This is a genomic window from Burkholderia humptydooensis, assembly GCF_001513745.1.
GTDB classification, from domain to species: domain Bacteria; phylum Pseudomonadota; class Gammaproteobacteria; order Burkholderiales; family Burkholderiaceae; genus Burkholderia; species Burkholderia humptydooensis.
On the sequence record NZ_CP013380.1, the window covers coordinates 1,707,021 to 1,726,483 of the forward strand.

18 protein-coding genes and 2 tRNA genes are annotated in these 19,463 nt (G+C 67.6%); 11 read left to right on the forward strand and 9 right to left on the reverse strand.

Annotated elements, in window-relative coordinates:
* Nucleotides 1–51: 51 nt before the first annotated feature.
* Nucleotides 52–888, reverse strand: a complete 837-nt coding sequence (gene hpnD / locus AQ610_RS07825) for a presqualene diphosphate synthase HpnD (protein WP_006026138.1) — start codon at nucleotides 886–888, stop codon at nucleotides 52–54.
* A gap of 239 nt (nucleotides 889–1,127) precedes the next feature.
* On the opposite strand from hpnD, the gene AQ610_RS07830 reads away from it, so the two are divergent.
* A tRNA-Leu gene (locus AQ610_RS07830) sits at nucleotides 1,128–1,214 on the forward strand.
* Nucleotides 1,215–1,669: 455 nt separating this feature from the next.
* Nucleotides 1,670–2,131, forward strand: coding sequence for an MEKHLA domain-containing protein (locus tag AQ610_RS07835; protein ID WP_009911954.1), 462 nt, complete (start codon nucleotides 1,670–1,672; stop codon nucleotides 2,129–2,131).
* Nucleotides 2,132–2,214: 83 nt separating this feature from the next.
* On the opposite strand, the gene AQ610_RS07840 is transcribed toward AQ610_RS07835, so the two are convergent.
* The 4 genes from AQ610_RS07840 to AQ610_RS07855 form a co-directional block, all read right to left on the reverse strand.
* Entirely contained in the window at nucleotides 2,215–2,838 is a 624-nt protein-coding gene (locus AQ610_RS07840; protein WP_006026140.1) for a phospholipase D family nuclease, read from the reverse strand.
* A 200-nt stretch (nucleotides 2,839–3,038) separates the two neighbouring features.
* On the reverse strand, nucleotides 3,039–4,148 hold the full coding sequence (locus tag AQ610_RS07845; RefSeq protein ID WP_006026141.1) for a histone deacetylase-like amidohydrolase: 1,110 nt from the start codon (nucleotides 4,146–4,148) through the stop codon (nucleotides 3,039–3,041).
* A gap of 48 nt (nucleotides 4,149–4,196) precedes the next feature.
* Nucleotides 4,197–5,390, reverse strand: a complete 1,194-nt coding sequence (locus AQ610_RS07850) for an MFS transporter (protein ID WP_006026142.1) — start codon at nucleotides 5,388–5,390, stop codon at nucleotides 4,197–4,199.
* Nucleotides 5,391–5,413: 23 nt separating this feature from the next.
* Entirely contained in the window at nucleotides 5,414–6,475 is a 1,062-nt protein-coding gene (locus AQ610_RS07855; protein WP_006026143.1) for a porin, read from the reverse strand.
* Between the two features lie 333 nt (nucleotides 6,476–6,808).
* Between AQ610_RS07855 and AQ610_RS07860 the strand changes: the two genes are divergently transcribed.
* Together AQ610_RS07860 and AQ610_RS07865 are read left to right on the forward strand one after the other, a co-directional pair.
* The gene (locus tag AQ610_RS07860) at nucleotides 6,809–7,954 is read left to right on the forward strand and encodes a helix-turn-helix transcriptional regulator (protein ID WP_043282433.1); all 1,146 of its coding nucleotides are present in this window, start codon (nucleotides 6,809–6,811) and stop codon (nucleotides 7,952–7,954) included.
* 82 nt (nucleotides 7,955–8,036) lie between these two features.
* A complete protein-coding gene (locus AQ610_RS07865) occupies nucleotides 8,037–9,026 on the forward strand; it encodes a 2-dehydropantoate 2-reductase (RefSeq protein WP_006026145.1) in 990 nt (329 codons plus the stop codon).
* A gap of 81 nt (nucleotides 9,027–9,107) precedes the next feature.
* Here the strand turns inward: AQ610_RS07865 and AQ610_RS07870 are convergent, their stop codons facing one another.
* Together AQ610_RS07870 and AQ610_RS07875 are read right to left on the reverse strand one after the other, a co-directional pair.
* On the reverse strand, nucleotides 9,108–9,557 hold the full coding sequence (locus AQ610_RS07870) for a MarR family winged helix-turn-helix transcriptional regulator (RefSeq protein ID WP_006026146.1): 450 nt from the start codon (nucleotides 9,555–9,557) through the stop codon (nucleotides 9,108–9,110).
* Between the two features lie 102 nt (nucleotides 9,558–9,659).
* A complete protein-coding gene (locus AQ610_RS07875; RefSeq protein ID WP_006026147.1) occupies nucleotides 9,660–10,823 on the reverse strand; it encodes a glycerate kinase family protein in 1,164 nt (387 codons plus the stop codon).
* 448 nt (nucleotides 10,824–11,271) lie between these two features.
* Between AQ610_RS07875 and tig the strand changes: the two genes are divergently transcribed.
* The 6 genes from tig (at nucleotide 11,272) to AQ610_RS07900 (ending at nucleotide 17,853) form a co-directional block, all read left to right on the forward strand.
* Nucleotides 11,272–12,621, forward strand: a complete 1,350-nt coding sequence (gene tig / locus AQ610_RS07880) for a trigger factor (RefSeq protein WP_006026148.1) — start codon at nucleotides 11,272–11,274, stop codon at nucleotides 12,619–12,621.
* Between the two features lie 144 nt (nucleotides 12,622–12,765).
* Nucleotides 12,766–13,419 carry an ATP-dependent Clp endopeptidase proteolytic subunit ClpP gene (gene clpP / locus AQ610_RS07885; protein WP_006026149.1) on the forward strand — a complete coding sequence of 218 codons (654 nt, stop codon included), beginning with the start codon at nucleotides 12,766–12,768 and terminating at the stop codon, nucleotides 13,417–13,419.
* A 159-nt stretch (nucleotides 13,420–13,578) separates the two neighbouring features.
* Complete coding sequence (gene clpX / locus AQ610_RS07890; RefSeq protein WP_004521258.1) at nucleotides 13,579–14,850, forward strand: ATP-dependent Clp protease ATP-binding subunit ClpX; 1,272 nt, start codon at nucleotides 13,579–13,581, stop codon at nucleotides 14,848–14,850.
* Between the two features lie 195 nt (nucleotides 14,851–15,045).
* Nucleotides 15,046–17,466 carry an endopeptidase La gene (gene lon, locus AQ610_RS07895; protein WP_009911970.1) on the forward strand — a complete coding sequence of 807 codons (2,421 nt, stop codon included), beginning with the start codon at nucleotides 15,046–15,048 and terminating at the stop codon, nucleotides 17,464–17,466.
* Nucleotides 17,467–17,482: 16 nt separating this feature from the next.
* Entirely contained in the window at nucleotides 17,483–17,653 is a 171-nt protein-coding gene (locus AQ610_RS35855; RefSeq protein ID WP_009911971.1) for a hypothetical protein, read from the forward strand.
* Between the two features lie 124 nt (nucleotides 17,654–17,777).
* Nucleotides 17,778–17,853: transfer RNA gene (locus AQ610_RS07900), tRNA-Val, on the forward strand.
* 132 nt (nucleotides 17,854–17,985) lie between these two features.
* On the opposite strand, the gene AQ610_RS07905 is transcribed toward AQ610_RS07900, so the two are convergent.
* Entirely contained in the window at nucleotides 17,986–18,321 is a 336-nt protein-coding gene (locus AQ610_RS07905; RefSeq protein WP_006026151.1) for an HPF/RaiA family ribosome-associated protein, read from the reverse strand.
* A 93-nt stretch (nucleotides 18,322–18,414) separates the two neighbouring features.
* Here AQ610_RS07905 and AQ610_RS07910 point away from each other — a divergent pair, with 93 nt between their 5' ends.
* Nucleotides 18,415–18,909: a BCAM0308 family protein gene (locus AQ610_RS07910; RefSeq protein ID WP_006026152.1), complete on the forward strand. Its 495-nt coding sequence runs from the start codon at nucleotides 18,415–18,417 to the stop codon at nucleotides 18,907–18,909.
* A gap of 116 nt (nucleotides 18,910–19,025) precedes the next feature.
* On the opposite strand, the gene AQ610_RS35860 is transcribed toward AQ610_RS07910, so the two are convergent.
* Nucleotides 19,026–19,433, reverse strand: a complete 408-nt coding sequence (locus AQ610_RS35860) for a hypothetical protein (protein ID WP_156436718.1) — start codon at nucleotides 19,431–19,433, stop codon at nucleotides 19,026–19,028.
* Between the last annotated feature and the right edge of the window lie 30 nt (nucleotides 19,434–19,463).

Consider the following 19,463-nt stretch of genomic DNA (forward strand, 5'->3'; position numbering starts at 1 on the left):
ACGTGCGGCGGCATGTGTCGGCGTGTGTCGGCGTGTGTCGGCCGGCGCGTGTCAGCGGCGCCGCGCGGCGCGCCACGCGATCCACAGCTTGCGGATCGGTGTGAGCGCGATTCGCTGGTGCAGCACCTGGAAGCCGTCGCGCTCGATCTCGTCGAGCACCGCGAGCGCGAGCGCGCCGAGCGCGCGCAGCGTGCGCTGCGCGCGGCGCTCGTCGGCGGGGATGCCGGATAGCGACGCGTTGAGCGCGTCGCGCGCGCGCGACGTCTGGAAGCGCATCAGCTCGGTATACGCGGGGGTGTAGCGGCGATTGAGGAGATCGGCGGCCGTCACGCCATAGCGTTGCAGTTCGTCGATCGGCACGTAGATGCGCCCCTGCCGCGCATCCTGCCCGAGATCCTGCACGAATTGCGCGAGCGTGAGCGCCTCGCCGAGCGGCTGCGCCCAGCGCGCGTCGCCCGCGGCGGGCCGGCTCGCGCTCGCGCGCGCGACGAGCGCGGCGAACGTGCCGCCCGTATGGTCGACATAGCGGCGCAGATTCGCGAAGTCCAGATAGCGCGCCTGCTCGAGATCCATGCCGTATCCGCTCACGAGCGTGCGCAGCGCGCCGGCTTCGCGCGCGATGTCCGGATGATGCGCGGCGAGCGCCTGTGACACCGGATGCGACGGATTGCCGGCCGCGAGCGCGGCGAGTTCCTTTTGCCACCACGCGAGCTTCGCGTGGCCGACAGTCGGATCGCTGACCTCCTTCACCGTCTGCTCGATTTCGCGACGCAGCGCGAACAGCGCGGCGACGAGCGGCTGGCGCGCGAGCGGCGCCTGGCGCAGCGCATAGTAGAAGCTGGAGCCGGGCGGCGCGGCTTTCTGCTGGCAGTATTCGTCGAAATTCACGGGGGCAGGAACGAGTGAGGCGAGATCGGCTCGGACGGGGGCGGGCGTTCGACCGCACGGCATCGCGGCCGCATTGCGGGGACAACGGCGAATTCTAGCATCGCGGCAAAAGAGAGGCCGGACGCTAGAGACAAGCGTAGGGAGATCGGTTAGAATCTCGCGCTCGCGCTTTCCGGGCGGTCGCGAAAGCGGTATGCGACCCCGGCGTGCAGCCCGTTGGCTGCAGCATTTTCTCGCGTGCGTGAGTGGCGAAATTGGTAGACGCACCAGGTTTAGGTCCTGACGCCCGCAAGGGTGTGCCGGTTCGAGTCCGGCCTCACGCACCATCCACGCTTTTCCGCTTCGATCAGGCTCGAAGCCGAGATCGGTTCGATCGACGCATCGTCTGAATCATTTCGATCCGTCGTTTCGGAAAGCGCTCCCGTCATTCTTCCGCTTCTCCGTTAGCCAGCGCCGAACGTCCGTCGCGCGTATCGTGGCCGGAGGCAAAAATCTTCCGTTATTCCGTCATTTTCGGGTTTCGCCGCGCGACAGTTCGTGTGGCGCGTTGTCGATGCGCGATCGAGGCCGTGCGGCGCGGCATCCGAATCGCGGCACCCAGGCGCGGCGTTCGGGCACGGCATTCGTCAGCGGCCGATGATTCCTCGATTCGTCGAACGCTTCTCCGCACGCGTTGAACCAGGCGCACAATCTGCAGTCGATTCACCTTGACGCGTGCGGCGGCGCGTTTCGCCGTGCTCGCGCGATTTCCTCCACTCATTTTCAGAAACAGAACGAAGCCATGTCCCATTCGCTTGCGCTGGATCCGGATTTCTTCGATCTCCTTGCGGTCAGCCACCTGCGGCTGATCGGCACGCCGCTCGTCGACCCTGCGGTGCCGCGCGCCGACGGCCCGCGCTGGCTCTACGAGGACGCGCCGTTTTGCGTGCTCGCCCACGACGCCGCCGAGGACCCGCGCTACGTCTATGCGAACAGGACCGTGCAGCGCTGCTTCGAGTACGACTGGGACGAGATGACCGCGTTGCATTCGCGGTACTCCGCCGAGGAGCCGAATCGCGACGAGCGCGCGCGGCTGCTCGAATCGGTGCGAACGCGCGGCTTCGCGACCGGCTATCGCGGCCTGCGGGTGGCGAAATCGGGGCGGCGTTTCTGGATTGAGGACGTCACCGTCTGGAATCTGATCGATCGCGACGGCACGTATCGGGGGCAGGCCGCGACCTATCGCCGGTGGACGGACGCGTGAGTCGCGGTGGCCGGCCGATGCGCGAACGGCGCGTGCGAGCGAGCCGGCGGTCGAGCATCAAGCCTTCGCCGACCGATAGCCGATCAATAAGTCGACCGATAATCGGTCCCCTGATCGTACCGGTTCTGCCAGTGCTTCAGGTACTGCGCGGCGAGCGCCGGATTGTTCCAGACGACGAGCACGTTTTCCGAGTTGCGCGCGGCCGCGGCGGCGCTGAAATTGAACGACCCCGTCTCGACATGGCGGCCGTCGACGACGATGTACTTGTCGTGATGGATCGCGTAGCGGCCGATCGTGCGCGTCGGCACTTTCGCGTTGACGAGCAGGTTGAGCGCCTGCTTCGACGCCCTTGAGCGATTGCCGTCGTTGTCGACGACGATCGCGACGTCGACACCGCGGCGGCGCGCGTCGAGGAGCGCGCGCACGACCTTCGGCGACGTGAACGAATAGCCGGCGAGGCGGATCGACGCGCGCGAGGTGCCGATCACCTTCAACACGAGCGTTTCCGCGCCGCCGTCCGGCGAGAACGCGGCCTCGACGACCTGTCCCGCCGGCGCTTCCTTCGCGGACGACGGCAGCGCGTCGGCGATCAGCGCGACGAGGCGCTCGATCAGTGATTCGGAAGCCGTCTTGCTGACGGCGGGCGGTGCGGCGGACAGGAAAACGGCGGCGAGACACGCGGCGGCGAGCCGCTTCGGCAACTGCATGAGAGGGTCGGGCGTTCGAAACTGACGAGGACGAGAGTGTAACGGCATCGGCGCGGTTTTCGTCGACGCGCCGGAAAGTTTCTGTCGACGCGCACCGGCGCATCGTCGACGCCCATCCACGCCTATCCACGCCATCGACGAACGGCGCCGCGCGACGCCGTATCGGCATGCTTCGCGCCGCCCGATCCTCGGCCGCTCGATCAATAACCGAAGCGCGCCGCCATCTCGTCGATCAGTTGCCGCTGGAACGCGTTGAAGCGCTCGCCGGGCTGCTGCGCGATCGCAAGTTCGAGCATCGGATCGGCGACGTCGGTGCGCATGCCCGACAGCGCCTCGACGATCGCCTGTCCGCAAAACGGTACATAGGCCTCCGAATAACCGCCTTCGTGCACGACGACGAGCCGCCCCGCGCAATGCCGCTGCGCGGCCTGCTTCAGCGCGTGCGTCATGAACCGGTAGCTGTCGCTGTGCAACTGCATTCGCGCGAGCGGGTCGACCGCGTTCGCGTCGAGCCCGCTCGCGACGACGACGAGATCGGGCCTGAACGCGTCGAGCGCGGGCAGCACGATCCGCTCGAATGCGTAGCGATACGCATCGTCGCCCGCTCCAGCGAGCAGCGGAACGTTGACGTTCGCGCCCGCACCCGCGCCCGCGCCGCGCTCGTCGGCGCCGCTGTAGCCGGGCGGAAAGCAGCGGTCCTGATGCAGCGAGAGCGTCAGCGTGTTGGGATCGTCGTAGTAGATCGCCTGCGTGCCGTTGCCGTGATGCACGTCCCAGTCGATCACCGCGACGCGCTCGACGCGATGCTTCGCGCGCGCGGCCTCGATTGCGATCGGAATGTTCGCGAGCAGGCAGAAACCCATCGGCTTGTCGCGCAGGCAGTGATGGCCGGGCGGGCGCGACAGCGAGAACGCGTTCGCCGCGCGCTCGGCGAGCACCGCGTCGACGGCGGCGAGCGCGAGCCCCGCCGACAGCGCCGCGATCTCGTAGCTGCCCCGCCCGAACGGCGCGAGCTCGCCGAGGTCGCCGCCGCCCGCATCGCTCGCGCGCTTGAACGCGTCGAGGTAATGCGCGGGATGAATGCGCAGCAGATCGTCATCGGTTGCGGCGGGCGCGCTCGACATGTCGAGCCTCGCGGCGAGCCCCGACGCGTGCACGAGCGACAGCAGGCGCCGTTTCGAGTCGGGCGATTCCGCATAGCCCGCGCTCGACGGCGGCTGCACCCATCCGCCGACCGGAAAGAACAGCGCATGCGCGCCACCCGTGTGCCAGAAAGTGCGTTCGTCGGTGAAGAAAGCGGTTTTTGTCATGGCGATGAGCCGAAGCGATGAAGGAGGGGGAAGGAACGGCATCAGGCGTCAATGCGCGTCGCGCTCGACGCGCAGCATCGTCGCGAGCGATGCGGCCGAGACCGCGGCCGCGATCGAGAACAGCGCGCGCAGCGTGCCGCCGCCGTCGAGCAGCAGTCCGGCGGCGAGCGGCCCGGCGGCGAGCCCCGAGCCGATCACGAGATTGAGCGTCGCGATCAGGCGCCCGGTCGCATCGACGGCCGCGACGCTCGCGAGGATGAACGGCAGGACGAAGGTCCACGCGAACTTGAAGCCGAAGATCGCGATCGTGTAGCCGGTTGCGTTCGGCGCCGCGGCGAGCGCGACGAGCGACGCGGCGAGGATTCCGTAACCGGCGAGCAGCATCGCGCGCCGCGCGGCGCGGCCGCCCAGATACGACGCGAGCGCCGCGCCCGCGATGCCCATCAGGCTCGCGATCGCGAGCACGTTGCCGCTCGCCTGCGCGTCGAAGCCGACGGCCGCCGCCGCTTTGCTGGCGAAGGTCCATACACCGCCGATCGCGAGGTAGAACGTCAGCACCCCACCGACCGCGAGCGCGGCCGCCGTGCGCGCCGCGGCCGGATGCGCGTGCGACGCGTGCCGCGCCCGCGCGCGCGGCACGGCCGGAAAGCGGCTCGCGAGCGGCGCCGCGCACAGTGCGAGCGTGGCGAGCACGACGTACAGCGCGCGCAATCCGAGCGCGCCGAACAGGTGCGGCAGCAGGAACAGGCCGGCCGCGCCCGCGACCAACTGGCCGACGACCCAGAGCCCGTAGACGCGATCGCTGTTGCCGCTCGCCGCGGCGCTCGTCATGCAGAGCACCATCAGCGTGCCGCCGCCGAGCGCCGTCGCCGCGCGCAGCGCGAGAAGCGGCGCGAAGCCCGGCATCCACACGGCGGTCGCGAGATTGCCGGCGCAGAACACGGCGGTCGCGCACCACGCGATGCGCCGCGCGTCGATGCGGCCGAGCCATAGATACGACGGCAGCGTCGCCGCGCTGAACGCGCCCAGCTCGACGAAGAAGTACGTGCCGATCTGCGACGCCGACAACCCGAGCTGCGCGCCGAGCTGGCCGGCCACGGCCGGCGCGACGAGCAGCAGGAGCGGCGTGATCGCCGCGAACGCGACGAGCGCGGCGAGCGTGCCGCTCGTGAAATCGGGCGCGTCGGCGGACGGCGCCGCGCCCGGCAGCGCGGGCTCTTGCAGCAATGTCTTGATGGTCATGGTCGTGATCTCGCGGGCTCGATTCAGAAGACGTGGTACATGCCGAGCATCGCGCCGAACTGCGATGCGCCGGCGAGCGGCGTCGGGTCGTATTCGTAGACGGTCTGCGAGCTGCGGTCGCTGTTTTTCGCGTAGCCGAGGTTCAGGTATGCGACGGTGCGCTTCGACAGCGAACAGGTCGCGCTCGCGATGAAGAGCGTCGGATGGCCGATCCGCGGCGTCGGCGAATCGGTGTGATAGACGCCGCCCGCGAAGCCGAAGCGGCCGCTCGTCTGGTAGCGCGCGCCGCCCCAGACGATCGTGCGCGCGGGATCGAGATCGCCCGTCAGGCGCTCGACGCCGGCATGGACGGTGAGCGGCAGCGATGCGAACGCATAGCGCGCGGCGAACGTGCCGATGTCGCGCCGCTGCGCGGAGCGGTCGACGCCGCCGTCGACCGTGCCGTGCGACCGATGCAGCACGGCGCTCGCCGACAGGCCGTTGCTCGTGAACTGGCCGCCCAGCTCGAGCACGCGGCCGGCGCGCGTATTGCCCGCGATGCCCGCCGTCGCGGCGAGCGCCTCGACGTCGAAGCCCGCGAACGTCGCTGACTGGAACTTGATCGAGTGGTCGATGAAGTTCGCGGACAGCGGCACGAGCACGCCCTGGCCGCTGTACGACGCGTACCAGAGCGGGTCGTAGAAGAGCGTCTTGTCGAACAGCGTGCTGAACTGGCGGCCGAGCGTGACGGTGCCGGCGGGGCCGCCGATGCCGACGTACGCGCCGCGAAAGAACGCATGGCCGGGCACGGTCGCCGTGCCGTCGTTCAGGTTGATGCCTTGCTCGAGCTTGAAGAGCGCCCGCCAGCCGCCGCCGAGATCCTCTTCGCCCTTGATGCCGACCTGGGAAGGCAGGATTCCGTAGTTTTGCAACTGCCAGGCGGCATGCCGGCCGTCTGCGTTCGACAGATACTGCACGCCCGCGTCGGCCACGCCGTAGAGCGTGAGCGTCGACTGCGCGTGCGTCGGGCCGGACAGCGCGGCGAGCGTCGCGGTTGCGGCGAGCGCGCGTCGTCGGCGTGTATTCCTGAACCTGAACGTCTTCATCGCTTCGTTTCTCCAAACCGGGTGATCGTTTTTCTTGAGGGGGCGTGCGCAGTGTCGGTAGCGGCAAAGTCGCTGCAAAGCCGTTCAGATGAACGGTGCGGGAAACCCTCCAGGCATCCTGAATGCCGTCATGCCGCGGCGCGCGCGGGCGGCTGCGGCGCGACGGCGTCGATGACGCGGTGCGGCAGCGCGCCGACACCGTTCAAATGGATGGGACATTCGCGCGTTCGCGCACGGGCGGTTTTCAAAAAAGCCGGCGGCTATAATCAAGCGCTCAGCGAAGCGATCGAAGCGCGCAAGGCCGGCTGCGAGCGGGCAAGGGAGCGGTCAGTGGTGGCGAGCAGGGCGGGATTCCGGCAGGACATCGATGCGCTGCGCGACGTGCCGGCGGCGATCGTGCTCGACGAAGCCGCGTGGCCGCCGCTTGCGTTGCGCCGGCGCGATTTCGACGGCGTCACGCAGACGCCCGGCCCGGCGTCGCGCGAGCTGAGCCTATTCCTGCTCGATCTGTACGCGGTCGCGAGCCGCGCGTCGATCGGCGAGTTCGAGTGCCGCTTCTTTCAGTTGCTGTTGCGCTATCTGCCGTTCGACGCCGGCTGGACGGGCGTCGCGAACCACACGCCGACCGGCCCCGTGATGCACAACAGCTATCTGTACCGGCTGCCGCACGAGTTCTTCCCCGACTGGAAGCGCGTGCGCGACTGCGATCCGCTTGCGCACCGGACCTTGCATGGCGCATACGGCCGGGCGGCGATCCTGTCCGTCGTCGAGCCGGGGCTCGATGGGCGTTTTCGCGACTGGTGCGTCAAATACGGGCTCGCGCAACTGATGTGCGTGTGCACGCTCGACCGGCGTTTCGGACTCGCGACGTTTCTGTCGATCTACCGGCAGGCCCTGAATCGTCCGTTCACCGAAGACGACGCGCGCCGCTACGAAGACGTGATCCCGCACCTCGCGGCCGCGCTGACGATCAACCGCGCCGCGCAGCTCACGCGCCTGCGCAGCGAGGCGGCCGCATCGACGATGCGCGCGATCTGCGACAACTTCGGCGTGCTGCATCACGCGGACGCCGGCTTCGGCGCGGTGCTGCGCACCGAGTGGCCGGACTGGGCCGGCTCGCGGCTGCCGCCCGCGCTCGTCGAGCACCTGCGCCGCCACGCGTCGCAGCCGTATTTGGGCGACGCGCTGCGCCTGCGGTGCGTGCCCGTCGCCGGACTGTTCCAGCTCGAGGTGCGGCCGCGCTCGCTGCTCGATCGCCTGAGTCCGCGCGAGCTCGCGGCGATCCGCTATTACGGCGAGGGGCGCTCGCACAAGGAGGTCGCGCAGCAGATGGAGATCGCGCCCGCGACCGTGCGCCACTATCTGCGCTGCGCGTATCGCAAGCTCGGGATGCACGACAAGAGCCAGATATCGGGCGTGCTCGGCGAGCTCGATCGCGCCGCCGAGGGAGCCGGCGCGGCGCGCGACATCGACGAGTGACGCGCGGTGCGCGACCAGATGGTTGTGCACGCAACTATTTGGCTCTATGCTCGCCGCTTTATTGAACGAGGAGGGGGTGCATATGGATCGGGCACCGGTGCGCGCGGCGATCGTCGGAATCGGCGCGATCGGCGGGCTGTTCGCGGCGGCGCTTGCGCGCGCGGGCTGGGACGTGAGCGCGTTCGCGCGCGGCGCGACGCTCGATGCGCTGCGCGAGCGCGGGCTGCGGATCGTCGGCGAGTCCGGCGACGAAGCGGCGGTCCCGCTGCGCGCGAGCGACGACGCGCGCGTGCTCGGCGAACAGGACTACGTCGTCGTCGCGCTGAAGGCGCAGGCGTTGCCGGCGCTCGCCGCGCGCATCGCGCCGCTCGTCGGGCCGCGCACGACCGTCGTCGCCGCGATGAACGGGCTGCCGTGGTGGTTTTTCGACGGCTTCGGCGGTCCGCTCGACGGCGCCGTGCTCGACGCGGTCGATCCGGGCGGCGTAACGGCCGCGGCGCTGCCGCCCGCGCGCGCGATCGGCTGCGTGGTCCACCTGTCGTCGGCGACGCGCGAGCCGGGCGTCGTCGTGCGCGGCCGCGGCAACCGGCTGATCGTCGGCGCGCCGCGCCCCGAGCTGCTCGATCCGGCCGCACGCGTCGCCGGCGCGCTTGCGGCGGGCGGCTTCGACGTCGAGCGCTCGGCCGACATCCGCACCGACATCTGGGCGAAGCTCTGGGGCAACATGAACATGAATCCGCTGAGCGCGCTGACGGGCTCGGCGGCGGACCGCCTGCTCGACGATCCGTATACGAACGCGCTCGCGCTGCGGATGATGGAGGAGGCCGACGCGATCGGCGCGCGGCTCGGATTGTCGGCGGGGATGAGCGGCGCCGAGCGGATCGCGGTGACGCGCCAGTTGGGCGCGTTCAGGACGTCGATGCTGCAGGACCTGGAGGCGGGGCGGCCGCTCGAAGTCGGGCCGATTCTCGGCGTGTTCCCGGAGCTCGGCCGCAAGCTGGGCGTGCCGACGCCGTATTGCGACGCGGTGCTCGGGCTGTTGCGCCAGCGGGCGTTCAATTCCGGGCTGTGACGCGTCGCGCGGCGGCCGGCCAGTTCGCCGATTGCGCCGGCAGGTCGACCGGCGGCGACGGGCCAGCGGGCGATCGGCCGCTCAATTCTCGCGTTCGCGCGCGCCGGCGATGATCTTGTCGAGCGCACGACTGAACGCCGCCCTTTCGCTTTCGCTCAGGCAGTCGAGCAGCGTGGCGTTCCACTTGCGCGCGATCGGCATGATTTTCCGGTTGAGCGCGGCGCCCGCCGGCGTGAGCGCGATCAGCACGACGCGCCCGTCGTCGTCGCTCGGGCCGCGCTTGACGAGCCCGCGCCGGATCAGCGCCTCGGCCGCGCGGCTCGCCTGGCTTTTGTCGAGGTTCGCGCGCCGCGCGAGCTCCATGATCGAGAACGGCCCGAACGCGCCGACCGACGCGATGATCCGCGCCTCGGGCAGCGATACGCCGAGCCTCGTCTGATACAGCTCGCCGATTCCGCGATCGGACAGCTTGTTCAGCACGTGCATCCGGTAGGTCATGAACTGGTCGAGCCCGACTTTGCTGCCTGCCATGTCGTGTCCTGAATGAGGGGTGCGGCCCGATTGTTGCCGCATCGCGGCGCGCGGTCAACGGTGCGGTTCGCGGCGCGATTCGCGGCGCTACGGCCGCGCCCGTCACGCGCGGCCGTAGCGCAGCCGCGTCAGTTGCTCGGCCGCGTTCTCGATGAGGCGCGCGGCGTCGCGCAGCGCGGCGTCGAGCGCGATCGGACCGGGCGCCGGCGAGAAGCAGCCGTCGAAATGTTCGGACAATTGCGGCAGCGCTGCCGTGTCGATGGCGCCCGACAGCAGTGTCGCCGGCACGCCCGCCGCGCGCGCATGCCGGCACGCGACGAACGGCGCCTTGCCGTGCAGCGTCTGCGCATCCGAGCGGCCTTCGCCCGTGATCATCCAGTTCGCGCCCGCGAGCGCCGCATCGAGCCCGATCTGCCGCGCGACGACTTCGGCGCCCGGCTCGAAGCGCGCGCCGAGCACGTGCAGCGCGAAGCCGAGCCCGCCCGCCGCGCCGGCGCCGGGCAAGTCGCGGGCGCGACGGGCGGAAGCCCCGGTGGAGCGGCCCTCGAGCGCGGCTTCGACGAGCGTCGCGAAATGGCCGAGCGCGGTGTCGAGCGGCGCGACCTGCGCGGGCGTCACGCCCTTTTGCGGGCCGAACACGGCGGTCGCGCCGTGCTCGCCGGTGAGCGGGTTGTCGACGTCGGACATCGCGACGAACGACGCGTCGGCCACGCGCGCGTCGAGCCCGGCGACGTCGACGCTCGCGACGTGCGCGAGCCGCTCGGGCGTCGGCTCGATCTCGCGGCCGTGCGCATCGAACGCGCGCAGGCCGAGGCCGGCCAGAAGGCCCGCGCCGGCGTCGTTCGTGCTGCTGCCGCCGAGCGCGACGTAGAACGTGCGCACGCCGTCGTCGAGAAGCGCGCGGATCGCGTCGCCGAGCCCGCGCGTGCTGCGCGCGGCAACGGGTAGGCGCATGCCGGCCGGATCGGTGATGCCGACGATCTCCGCCGTCTCGACAATCGCCGTGCGCGCGTCGATGAGGCCGACGGCGGCGTCGCGCGGCGCGAGCGACGCGCCCGGCACGCGCAGCGTTCGACGCGTGCCGCCGTGCGCGAGCAGCGCATCGAGCGTGCCTTCGCCGCCGTCCGCCATCGGCCGGCGCCGGACGACGGCGTCGGGGCGCGCCCGCGCGACGCCGGCCGCGATCGCGTCCGCGGCCTGCTCGGCGGACAGCGAGCCCTTGAACGAATCGGGCGCAATGACGACGACGGGCGAGGGCGGCGGCATGGTGTCTCCGGATGCGGTTCGTGATGGCGGGCGGTTCGCGCGGGGCGGCGGGCACGCCGCACGCATGCGCACGCGTGCGGCGCGAGGGCGGGCGACGGACCGTGAAGGGAGCTTACCGGATGGCTGGCGCGTGCGGGATATGGCGGCGCGCATGTCCGGGATCGCGCGGCGGCATGCGGCTGGCGGCGACGCGCGGCGATGCTGCGGCGCGCCACTGCCCGAACTCGCGGTGAGGGGAAAATAGTTTGCTAGAATAGCCGATTCTTCCGGCCAAAGCCGTGCTTCAAGCCGCCGACGGCTCGCATGGGGCGCACGCGCAGTCGGGCGCGGACCGCGCCCGACTGCGCCCGCATGAGCGAGACGGCGGTGCGCGACGGCGCGTCCGCCGCAAGGCTGGCACGGCAAGGAAAAACCGATTCGCTCGAATAATTTTAGGACGATTGAAGCCATGGCTAACGTTGTTGAAAACCTCGGCAAGCTCGAACGCCGCGTGACGATCTCCCTGCCGAAGGATGTCGTGCAGAAGGAGATCGACGCCCGTATCCAGAAACTCGCGAAGAACGTGCGCATGCCGGGCTTCCGCCCGGGCAAGGTGCCGCTCAAGATGGTCACGCAGCAGTATGCGGGCCAGGTCGAGGCAGAGGTGCTGAGCGACAAGATCGGTCAGGAATTCTTCACGATCAGCCGTGCGGAAAACCTGCGCGTCGCGGGTCAGCCGAGCTTTGCGCCGAAGCAGGATGCGGCGGAAGAGGGCGCGTACGCGTTCGACGCGACGTTCGAGGTGTATCCGGAAGTGAAGATCGGCGATCTGGCGGCGGCTGAAGTCGAGCGCTCGACGACGACGATCGGCGACGCCGAGATCGACCGCACGCTCGACATCCTGCGCAAGCAGCGCGTGCACTTCCACGCGCGCGGCGAAGGCGGCGAGCACGGCGACGGCGGCGCGGACACGGCCGCGCAGAACGGCGACCGCGTGACGGTCGACTTCGTCGGCAAGATCGACGGCGTCGCGTTCCAGGGCGGCACGGCCGAAGACTTCGTGTTCGTGCTCGGCGAAGGGCGGATGCTGCCCGAATTCGAGACGGCGGCGCTCGGCCTGAAGGCGGGCGAGCCGCGCGAATTCGACCTGAAGTTCCCGGACGACTATCACGGCAAGGACGTGGCGGGCAAGACCGCGCAGTTCACGGTCACGATGAAGAAGGTCGAGTGGCCGCACCTGCCCGCGATCGACGCCGATTTCTCGAAGTCGCTCGGCATCGAGGACGGCGATCTGACGAAGATGCGCGGCGAGATCAAGGAAAACCTCGAGCGCGAGGCGAAGCGCCGCACGCAGTCGATCGTGAAGAACCAGGTGATGGACGCGCTCCTGAAGATCTCCGAGCTTGACGTGCCGAAGGCGCTCATCGAGCAGGACCAGCAGCGCCTTGTCGAGATGGCCCGCCAGGACCTCGCGCAGCGCGGCGTGCCGAACGCGAAGGACGCGCCGATTCCGGTCGAGATGTTCGCCGAGCAGGCCGAGCGCCGCGTGAAGCTCGGCCTCGTGCTCGCCGAGCTGGTGAAGGCGAACGGCCTCGAGGCGAAGCCCGAGCAGATCCGCGCGGAAGTCGACGAATTCGCGAAGAGCTACGAGGACCCGAAGGAAGTGGTCCGCTGGTATTATTCGAATCAGCAGCGCCTCGCCGAAATGGAAGCGTTCGTTGTTGAGAGCAACGTCGTCGATTTCGTGCTGGGCAAGGCGAAGGTGACGGACAAGGAAGTAAGCTTCGAAGCACTGGCGAGCGCAACGGCGCAAGCGTAAGTTTCGCTCTAGCGGCGTGCCGGCTGTCGGAGCGACGACGGCCCGCACGCCGTTTTTTCATCGGCGCGGCGCCGCGCCGCGTGTGCGACGCTCCCCGGCTCGTTTCCTGCCGTTCAATACTCATTCTCGGACAAGGCTCATTGAATGATTAATCGCGCTCAATTGCTGGACACGTTGGCTTCGCAAGCCCCGCGGGATTTCGAGGCGCAAGCGCTCGGGCTCGTGCCGATCGTCGTCGAGACGAGTGGCCGCGGCGAGCGTTCGTACGACATCTACTCGCGGCTCCTGAAAGAGCGCATCGTGTTCATGGTCGGCGAGGTCAACGACCAGACGGCGAATCTCGTCGTCGCGCAGCTCCTGTTCCTCGAAAGCGAGAATCCCGACAAGGACATCAGCCTGTACATCAACAGCCCGGGCGGCTCGGTGTCGGCGGGGATGGCGATCTACGACACGATGCAGTTCGTGAAGCCGGACGTGTCGACGCTCTGCATGGGCCTCGCGGCCAGCATGGGGGCGTTCCTGCTCGCGTCGGGCGCGAAGGGCAAGCGCTATGCGCTGCCGAACGCGCGCGTGATGATCCACCAGCCGCTCGGCGGCGCGCGCGGCCAGGCGTCGGACATCGAGATCCAGGCGCGCGAGATCCTCTACCTGAAGGACCGCCTGAACCACCTGCTCGCCCACCATACCGGTCAGGACGTCGAGCGCATCGCGCGCGACACCGACCGTGATAATTTCATGTCCAGCGAAGATGCGAAGGCGTATGGGCTGATCGACCACGTGTCGACGAAGCGTCCGTAAGCTTTAGTGGGGTGCCGCCCCAATAGGAGCGGCGCCCGCCACGCGCCCCGAGCATCTGCGGCAAAAGAACATGCCGGCGTTTCCCGAGTATTTACCAGGTCATGGTGCCGGGGACAAACGGCGTATCATGTAACTCACGTGTCCGGAGGCTCTACATTCATGGCGGACAAGAAAGGTTCGAACAGCGAGAAGCTGTTGTATTGCTCGTTTTGCGGCAAAAGCCAGCATGAGGTGAAGAAACTCATCGCGGGGCCGTCGGTGTTCATCTGCGATGAATGCATCGATTTGTGCAACGAGATCATCCGGGACGAAGCGGCCGCGGCGGGTGTCGAAGCCAGCCTGTCCAAATCCGACCTGCCGAGCCCGCAGGAGATTCGCGACATCCTCGATCAGTACGTGATCGGCCAGGAGCGCGCGAAGAAGATCCTCGCCGTCGCCGTGTACAACCACTACAAGCGCCTGAAGCATCTCGACAAGAAGGACGACGTCGAGCTGTCGAAGAGCAACATCCTGCTGATCGGCCCGACGGGCTCCGGCAAGACGCTTCTCGCGCAGACCCTCGCGCGCCTGCTGAACGTGCCGTTCGTGATCGCCGACGCGACCACGCTGACGGAAGCCGGCTATGTCGGCGAGGACGTCGAGAACATCATCCAGAAGCTGCTGCAGAACTGCAACTACGAGGTCGAGAAGGCGCAGCGCGGGATCGTCTACATCGACGAGATCGACAAGATCAGCCGCAAGTCGGACAACCCGTCGATCACCCGCGACGTGTCGGGCGAGGGCGTCCAGCAGGCGCTGCTGAAGCTCGTCGAGGGCACGATGGCGTCGGTGCCGCCGCAGGGCGGCCGCAAGCATCCGAACCAGGATTTCATCCAGGTCGACACGACCAACATCCTGTTCATCTGCGGCGGCGCGTTCGACGGCCTGGAGAAGGTGATCACCGATCGCACCGAGAAGACGGGCATCGGTTTCGGCGCGACCGTGAAGAGCAAGCAGGAGCGGGACGCGGGCGAGGTGCTGCGCGAGGTCGAGCCGGAAGACCTGATCAAATTCGGGTTGATCCCCGAGCTGATCGGCCGGCTGCCCGTCGTCGCGACGCTCGGCAAGCTCGACGAAGCCGCGCTGATGAAGATTCTCGTCGAGCCGAAGAACGCGCTCGTCAAGCAATACCAGAAGCTGTTCGCGATGGAGCGGGTCGAACTCGAAATTCGTCCGGACGCGCTGCAGGCGGTCGCCCGCAAGGCGATTCGCCGCAAGACGGGCGCGCGCGGGCTGCGCTCGATCATCGAGCAGGCGCTCCTCGACGTGATGTACGAATTGCCGACCCTCAAGGGGGTCAGCAAGGTGATCATCGACGACAATGTCATCGAAGGAGACGGCAAGCCGTTACTCATCTATGAGGACACGCCGAAAGTGGCGGGTTCGAATTGACCGGCTTTGACGTTTCGTGTGCAAAAAAGCCGTTCATGGAATCGTGAACGGCTTTTTTTCGTTTATCTTGTGGGTAACTCTGACTCGTACCGTACGGTAACTTTTTTACTGAATATTTCCCACGCGCTGAAGGCTTGCAATCCGCTATGCCGGCCTTACTTACCGAACAATTGATTCCACTCATGGGGAAATGAAATGTCAGGCACCCAACTTCTCCCGCCGGAACGCACTACGCTCCCACTGCTGCCGCTGCGGGATGTCGTCGTTTTCCCGCACATGGTGATTCCGCTCTTCGTGGGCCGGCCGAAGTCGATCAAGGCCCTCGAAGTGGCGATGGAGGGCGGCAAGCACATCATGCTCGTCGCGCAGAAGACTGCCGCGAAGGATGAGCCGACCGAAAAGGACATGTACGACGTCGGCTGCATCGCGAACATCCTGCAGATGCTGAAGCTGCCCGACGGCACCGTGAAGGTGCTCGTCGAGGGCTTGCAGCGCGCGCAGGCGCTGTCGATCGAAGAGCAGGAGACGCAGTTCTCGTGCGAGGTGATGCCGCTCGAGCCGGATCACGCCGACAGCGCCGAGACGGAAGCGCTGCGCCGCGCGATCGTCTCGCAGTTCGACCAGTACGTGAAGCTGAACAAGAAGATTCCGCCCGAGATCCTGACATCGCTGTCGGGCATCGACGAGGCGGGCCGTCTTGCGGACACGATCGCCGCGCACCTGCCGCTCAAGCTCGACCAGAAGCAGCACATCCTCGAGATGTTCCCGGTCATCGAGCGTCTTGAGCACCTGCTTGCGCAGCTCGAGGCCGAGATCGACATCCTGCAGGTCGAGAAGCGCATCCGCGGGCGCGTGAAGCGCCAGATGGAGAAGAGCCAGCGCGAGTACTACCTGAACGAGCAGGTCAAGGCGATCCAGAAGGAACTGGGCGAAGGCGAGGAGGGCGCGGATCTCGAGGAACTCGAGAAGCGCATCAACGCCGCGCGCATGCCGAAGGAAGCGAAGAAGAAGGCCGATGCCGAGCTCAAGAAGCTGAAGCTGATGTCGCCGATGTCGGCGGAAGCCACCGTCGTGCGCAACTACATCGACACGCTGATCGCGCTGCCGTGGCGCAAGAAGAGCAAGGTCAACAACGATCTCGCGAACGCCGAGAAGGTCCTCGACGAGGATCACTTCGGCCTCGAGAAGGTCAAGGAACGGATCCTCGAGTATCTTGCGGTGCAGCAACGCGTCGACAAGGTGAAGGCGCCGATCCTCTGCCTCGTCGGGCCTCCGGGCGTCGGCAAGACCTCGCTCGGCCAGTCGATCGCGCGCGCGACGAACCGCAAGTTCGTCCGGATGGCGCTGGGCGGCGTGCGCGACGAGGCCGAGATTCGCGGTCACCGCCGGACCTACATCGGCTCGATGCCGGGCAAGATCCTGCAGAGCCTGTCGAAGGTCGGCGTGCGCAATCCGCTCTTCCTGCTCGACGAAGTCGACAAGATGGGGATGGATTTCCGCGGCGATCCGTCGTCGGCGCTGCTCGAAGTGCTCGATCCGGAACAGAACCACACGTTCGCCGATCACTACGTCGAGGTCGATTTCGACCTGTCGGACGTGATGTTCGTCGCGACGTCGAACTCGCTGAACATTCCGCCGCCGCTCCTCGACCGGATGGAAGTGATCCGCCTGTCGGGCTATACCGAGGACGAGAAGGTCAGCATCGCGCAGCGCTACCTGCTGCCGAAGCAGAAGAAGAACAACGGCCTGAAGGAAGGCGAGATCGAGGTCGCCGAGCAGGCGATCCGCGACATCATTCGCTACTACACGCGCGAAGCCGGTGTGCGTTCGCTCGAGCGCGAGGTGTCGAAGATCTGCCGCAAGGTCGTGAAGATGCTGCTGCTGAAGAAGGCATCGGGTGCGGTCAAGGTCGACGGCGAGAACCTCGATACGTTCCTCGGCGTGCGCAAGTACGATTTCGGTCTTGCCGCGAAGGAGAACCAGGTCGGCCAGGTCACGGGTCTCGCATGGACCGAGGTGGGCGGCGATCTGCTGACGATCGAGGCGGCCGTGATGCCCGGCAAGGGCAACGTGATCCGCACGGGTTCGCTCGGCGACGTGATGAAGGAATCGGTCGAGGCCGCGCGCTCGGTCGTGCGCTCGCGCTCGCGCCGGCTCGGCATCAAGGATGAGGCGTTCGAGAAGCAGGACATCCACATCCACGTGCCGGAAGGCGCGACGCCGAAGGACGGTCCGTCCGCCGGCATCGCGATGACGACGGCGCTCGTGTCGGTGCTGACGGGCATTCCGGTGCGCGCCGACGTCGCGATGACGGGCGAGATCACGCTGCGCGGCGAAGTGCTGCCGATCGGCGGGCTGAAGGAGAAGCTGCTCGCCGCGCACCGTGGCGGCATCAAGCTCGTGCTGATTCCGGAAGAGAACGTGAAGGATCTCGCCGACATTCCGGACAACGTGAAGAACGCGATCGAGATCGTGCCAGTTCGCTGGATCGACAAGGTGCTCGAGCTCGCGCTCGAACGTCTGCCGAACGCGCTGCCCGAGGAAGAGGCAAAGGCGGCGGCGCCTGTCGCGGAATCCGCGAAGGAAGCCGGATCGACCGAAGTCGTCAAGCACTGAGCGCACGCGCGAGCGGTTGCGTTTCACCGAACAAGCTCACGGCCGCGAGGCCGTGGGCTTTGTTTTTGCGCGGCGGGTGGGCGTTGGTATCGGTGGGTTGGCTGCCGGCGGCGAGTGCGACTTCCTGCTTCGGGTCGAGTTTTTCTCGCGCGATTGCGCCGCCGGCGTGTTTCTTCCGCACGAGTAGCGGCGGACGGGCCGGGTGCGGATCAGAATTTGGCGCTGGTAAAGAGGGGAAGGTTGCGCTAAACTATTAAGCTTGTTGCGTGAGGGGTGCGATGCTCCAATCGAGAACGGCGTGAATCCGGAGCGGGTGCTTAGCTCAGTTGGTAGAGCGGCGCCCTTACAAGGCGTAGGTCGGGAGTTCGAGCCTCTCAGCACCCACCATTTCCGTTTCGCGACACGCGTTCGACGCAACTCGAAGAAGATTGCAGCAGTAATCGAAACCCGCATGGCGATTGGCTTTGCGGGTTTTTGCTTTTTTGGGACGTCGCCGGCGGTGTTCTTGGTCGCGCGCCGCTACGCGGACTGTCTCGCCCGGTCGCGGCGCTTGCTCACCGCATCGTCGAGCATTCGCTCGGCATTGCCGAACGCATCGCGCAGCGCGACGTACACGTCCTCGTCGGACTCGCGATTGGACACGATCTCGATCCCCGGAATCGTCACGTCGACGTGCACGTCGAAGGGCTTGCCCTGGTGCTTGTGCTTGTCGTCGAGGATCACGCTGACCCGGCGGGCGGCGACGCCTTCATTGTTCGTCGCGGCGCGAATGGCGGCTTGACGCCGATCAACGTCGATCGGTTGCGCGGGCACGCGCATCGCGGCGCGCATTGCGCCTGCCCGGGCGCCCGGCATGGCTTCGTTGACTCAGGTCAACGTGGGCGCGAGCGGCCGCCATAGGCTGGAGCTGTCGTTGCACTCGTTCGGCATCATGCAAGGAGCGTCTCCATGAACCGTCGCACGCGGCCTTTCAAGGCAGGCAGTCACGAAGAGGTCTATCCTGGCCTCGCGCAAGATCCCTATGCGATGCGTCGCAAACTGCACGAGCCGACGGTGTGCCCCACCTGCGGCGCGGTCTTCAGCGCCGGGCGCTGGCAGTGGCTCGCGCGTCCCGACGGCGCGCACGAGCATCTATGCGGCGCCTGTCGGCGCAGCGCGGAGAACATGCCGGCCGGCTATCTCCATATCGACGGGCCGTTTGCGAGCGAGCATTGGTCCGAGCTGCTCCAGTTGCTCCGCAGTCGCGAGGAACAGGCGCGGGCCGAGCATCCGATGCAGCGGATCATGTCGATCGACACGGACGACGGCGCGACGGTCGTGACCACGACCGATGTCCATCTGGCGCGCAATCTCGGCTCGGCGCTGAAGTCCGCGTATCAGGGCTCGCTCGACCTGAAATACAGCCCGGACGAGCAGCTCGTGCGGGCGTATTGGCGTCGATAGCGACTCGCGGGCGTCGCGTGTGCGCCGCCCGGGGCCCCGGGGCGAGCCGCACGTTCGAAGGGGTTCCAACCATTCGCTGTCGGGTGTGGAGGCAACATGCCGTGGACCGTCGATCGCTATCCGGCGTCGATGCGCAACATGACGCCCTGGGTGCGCGACAAGGCGATCGAGATCGCCAATTTGCTTCTTCTTTCTTTTGGGCGGTTGCCGCGTCTCGGCGCGTTGAGTTCGGCGATTCGGCGTTCGTGGATGCCGCCTGCCGCCTCTCGCGCGATGGTTCGGCTCCAGGTGCGCCCACACGTGAACTTCCGATGCGCCGCGCCGTGTTGACATGCGTCAATCGGCAGCGCGCCCGCACGCCGACAATCGGTTCGTGGCGAACGCATCGTCGCGATTCGGCCGTGCCGCGCAATGGTTTTGCCGGGGCTTGCCGGGCGCGCGCCGGCATCGGCGAGCGCGCGATGCGTGGCGCGGACATGCTGCGGCCGGCCTCGGCGGGCCGCATGGAGACCGATGATGAGCAAGACCTATCCCGAGCAATATCACGAATTTCA

Bases quoted from the DNA above. Each gene is read 5' to 3' on its own strand.
- AQ610_RS07835 (WP_009911954.1), top strand. From the start codon at position 1,670: ATGTCCCATTCGCTTGCGCTGGATCCGGATTTCTTCGATCTCCTTGCG.
- AQ610_RS07840 (WP_006026140.1), bottom strand. From the start codon at position 2,838: ATGCAGTTGCCGAAGCGGCTCGCCGCCGCGTGTCTCGCCGCCGTTTTC.
- AQ610_RS07845 (WP_006026141.1), bottom strand. From the start codon at position 4,148: ATGACAAAAACCGCTTTCTTCACCGACGAACGCACTTTCTGGCACACG.
- AQ610_RS07850 (WP_006026142.1), bottom strand. From the start codon at position 5,390: ATGACCATCAAGACATTGCTGCAAGAGCCCGCGCTGCCGGGCGCGGCG.
- AQ610_RS07855 (WP_006026143.1), bottom strand. From the start codon at position 6,475: ATGAAGACGTTCAGGTTCAGGAATACACGCCGACGACGCGCGCTCGCC.
- AQ610_RS07865 (WP_006026145.1), top strand. From the start codon at position 8,037: ATGGATCGGGCACCGGTGCGCGCGGCGATCGTCGGAATCGGCGCGATC.
- AQ610_RS07870 (WP_006026146.1), bottom strand. From the start codon at position 9,557: ATGGCAGGCAGCAAAGTCGGGCTCGACCAGTTCATGACCTACCGGATG.
- AQ610_RS07875 (WP_006026147.1), bottom strand. From the start codon at position 10,823: ATGCCGCCGCCCTCGCCCGTCGTCGTCATTGCGCCCGATTCGTTCAAG.
- tig (WP_006026148.1), top strand. From the start codon at position 11,272: ATGGCTAACGTTGTTGAAAACCTCGGCAAGCTCGAACGCCGCGTGACG.
- clpP (WP_006026149.1), top strand. From the start codon at position 12,766: ATGATTAATCGCGCTCAATTGCTGGACACGTTGGCTTCGCAAGCCCCG.
- clpX (WP_004521258.1), top strand. From the start codon at position 13,579: ATGGCGGACAAGAAAGGTTCGAACAGCGAGAAGCTGTTGTATTGCTCG.
- lon (WP_009911970.1), top strand. From the start codon at position 15,046: ATGTCAGGCACCCAACTTCTCCCGCCGGAACGCACTACGCTCCCACTG.
- AQ610_RS07905 (WP_006026151.1), bottom strand. From the start codon at position 18,321: ATGCCGGGCGCCCGGGCAGGCGCAATGCGCGCCGCGATGCGCGTGCCC.
- AQ610_RS07910 (WP_006026152.1), top strand. From the start codon at position 18,415: ATGAACCGTCGCACGCGGCCTTTCAAGGCAGGCAGTCACGAAGAGGTC.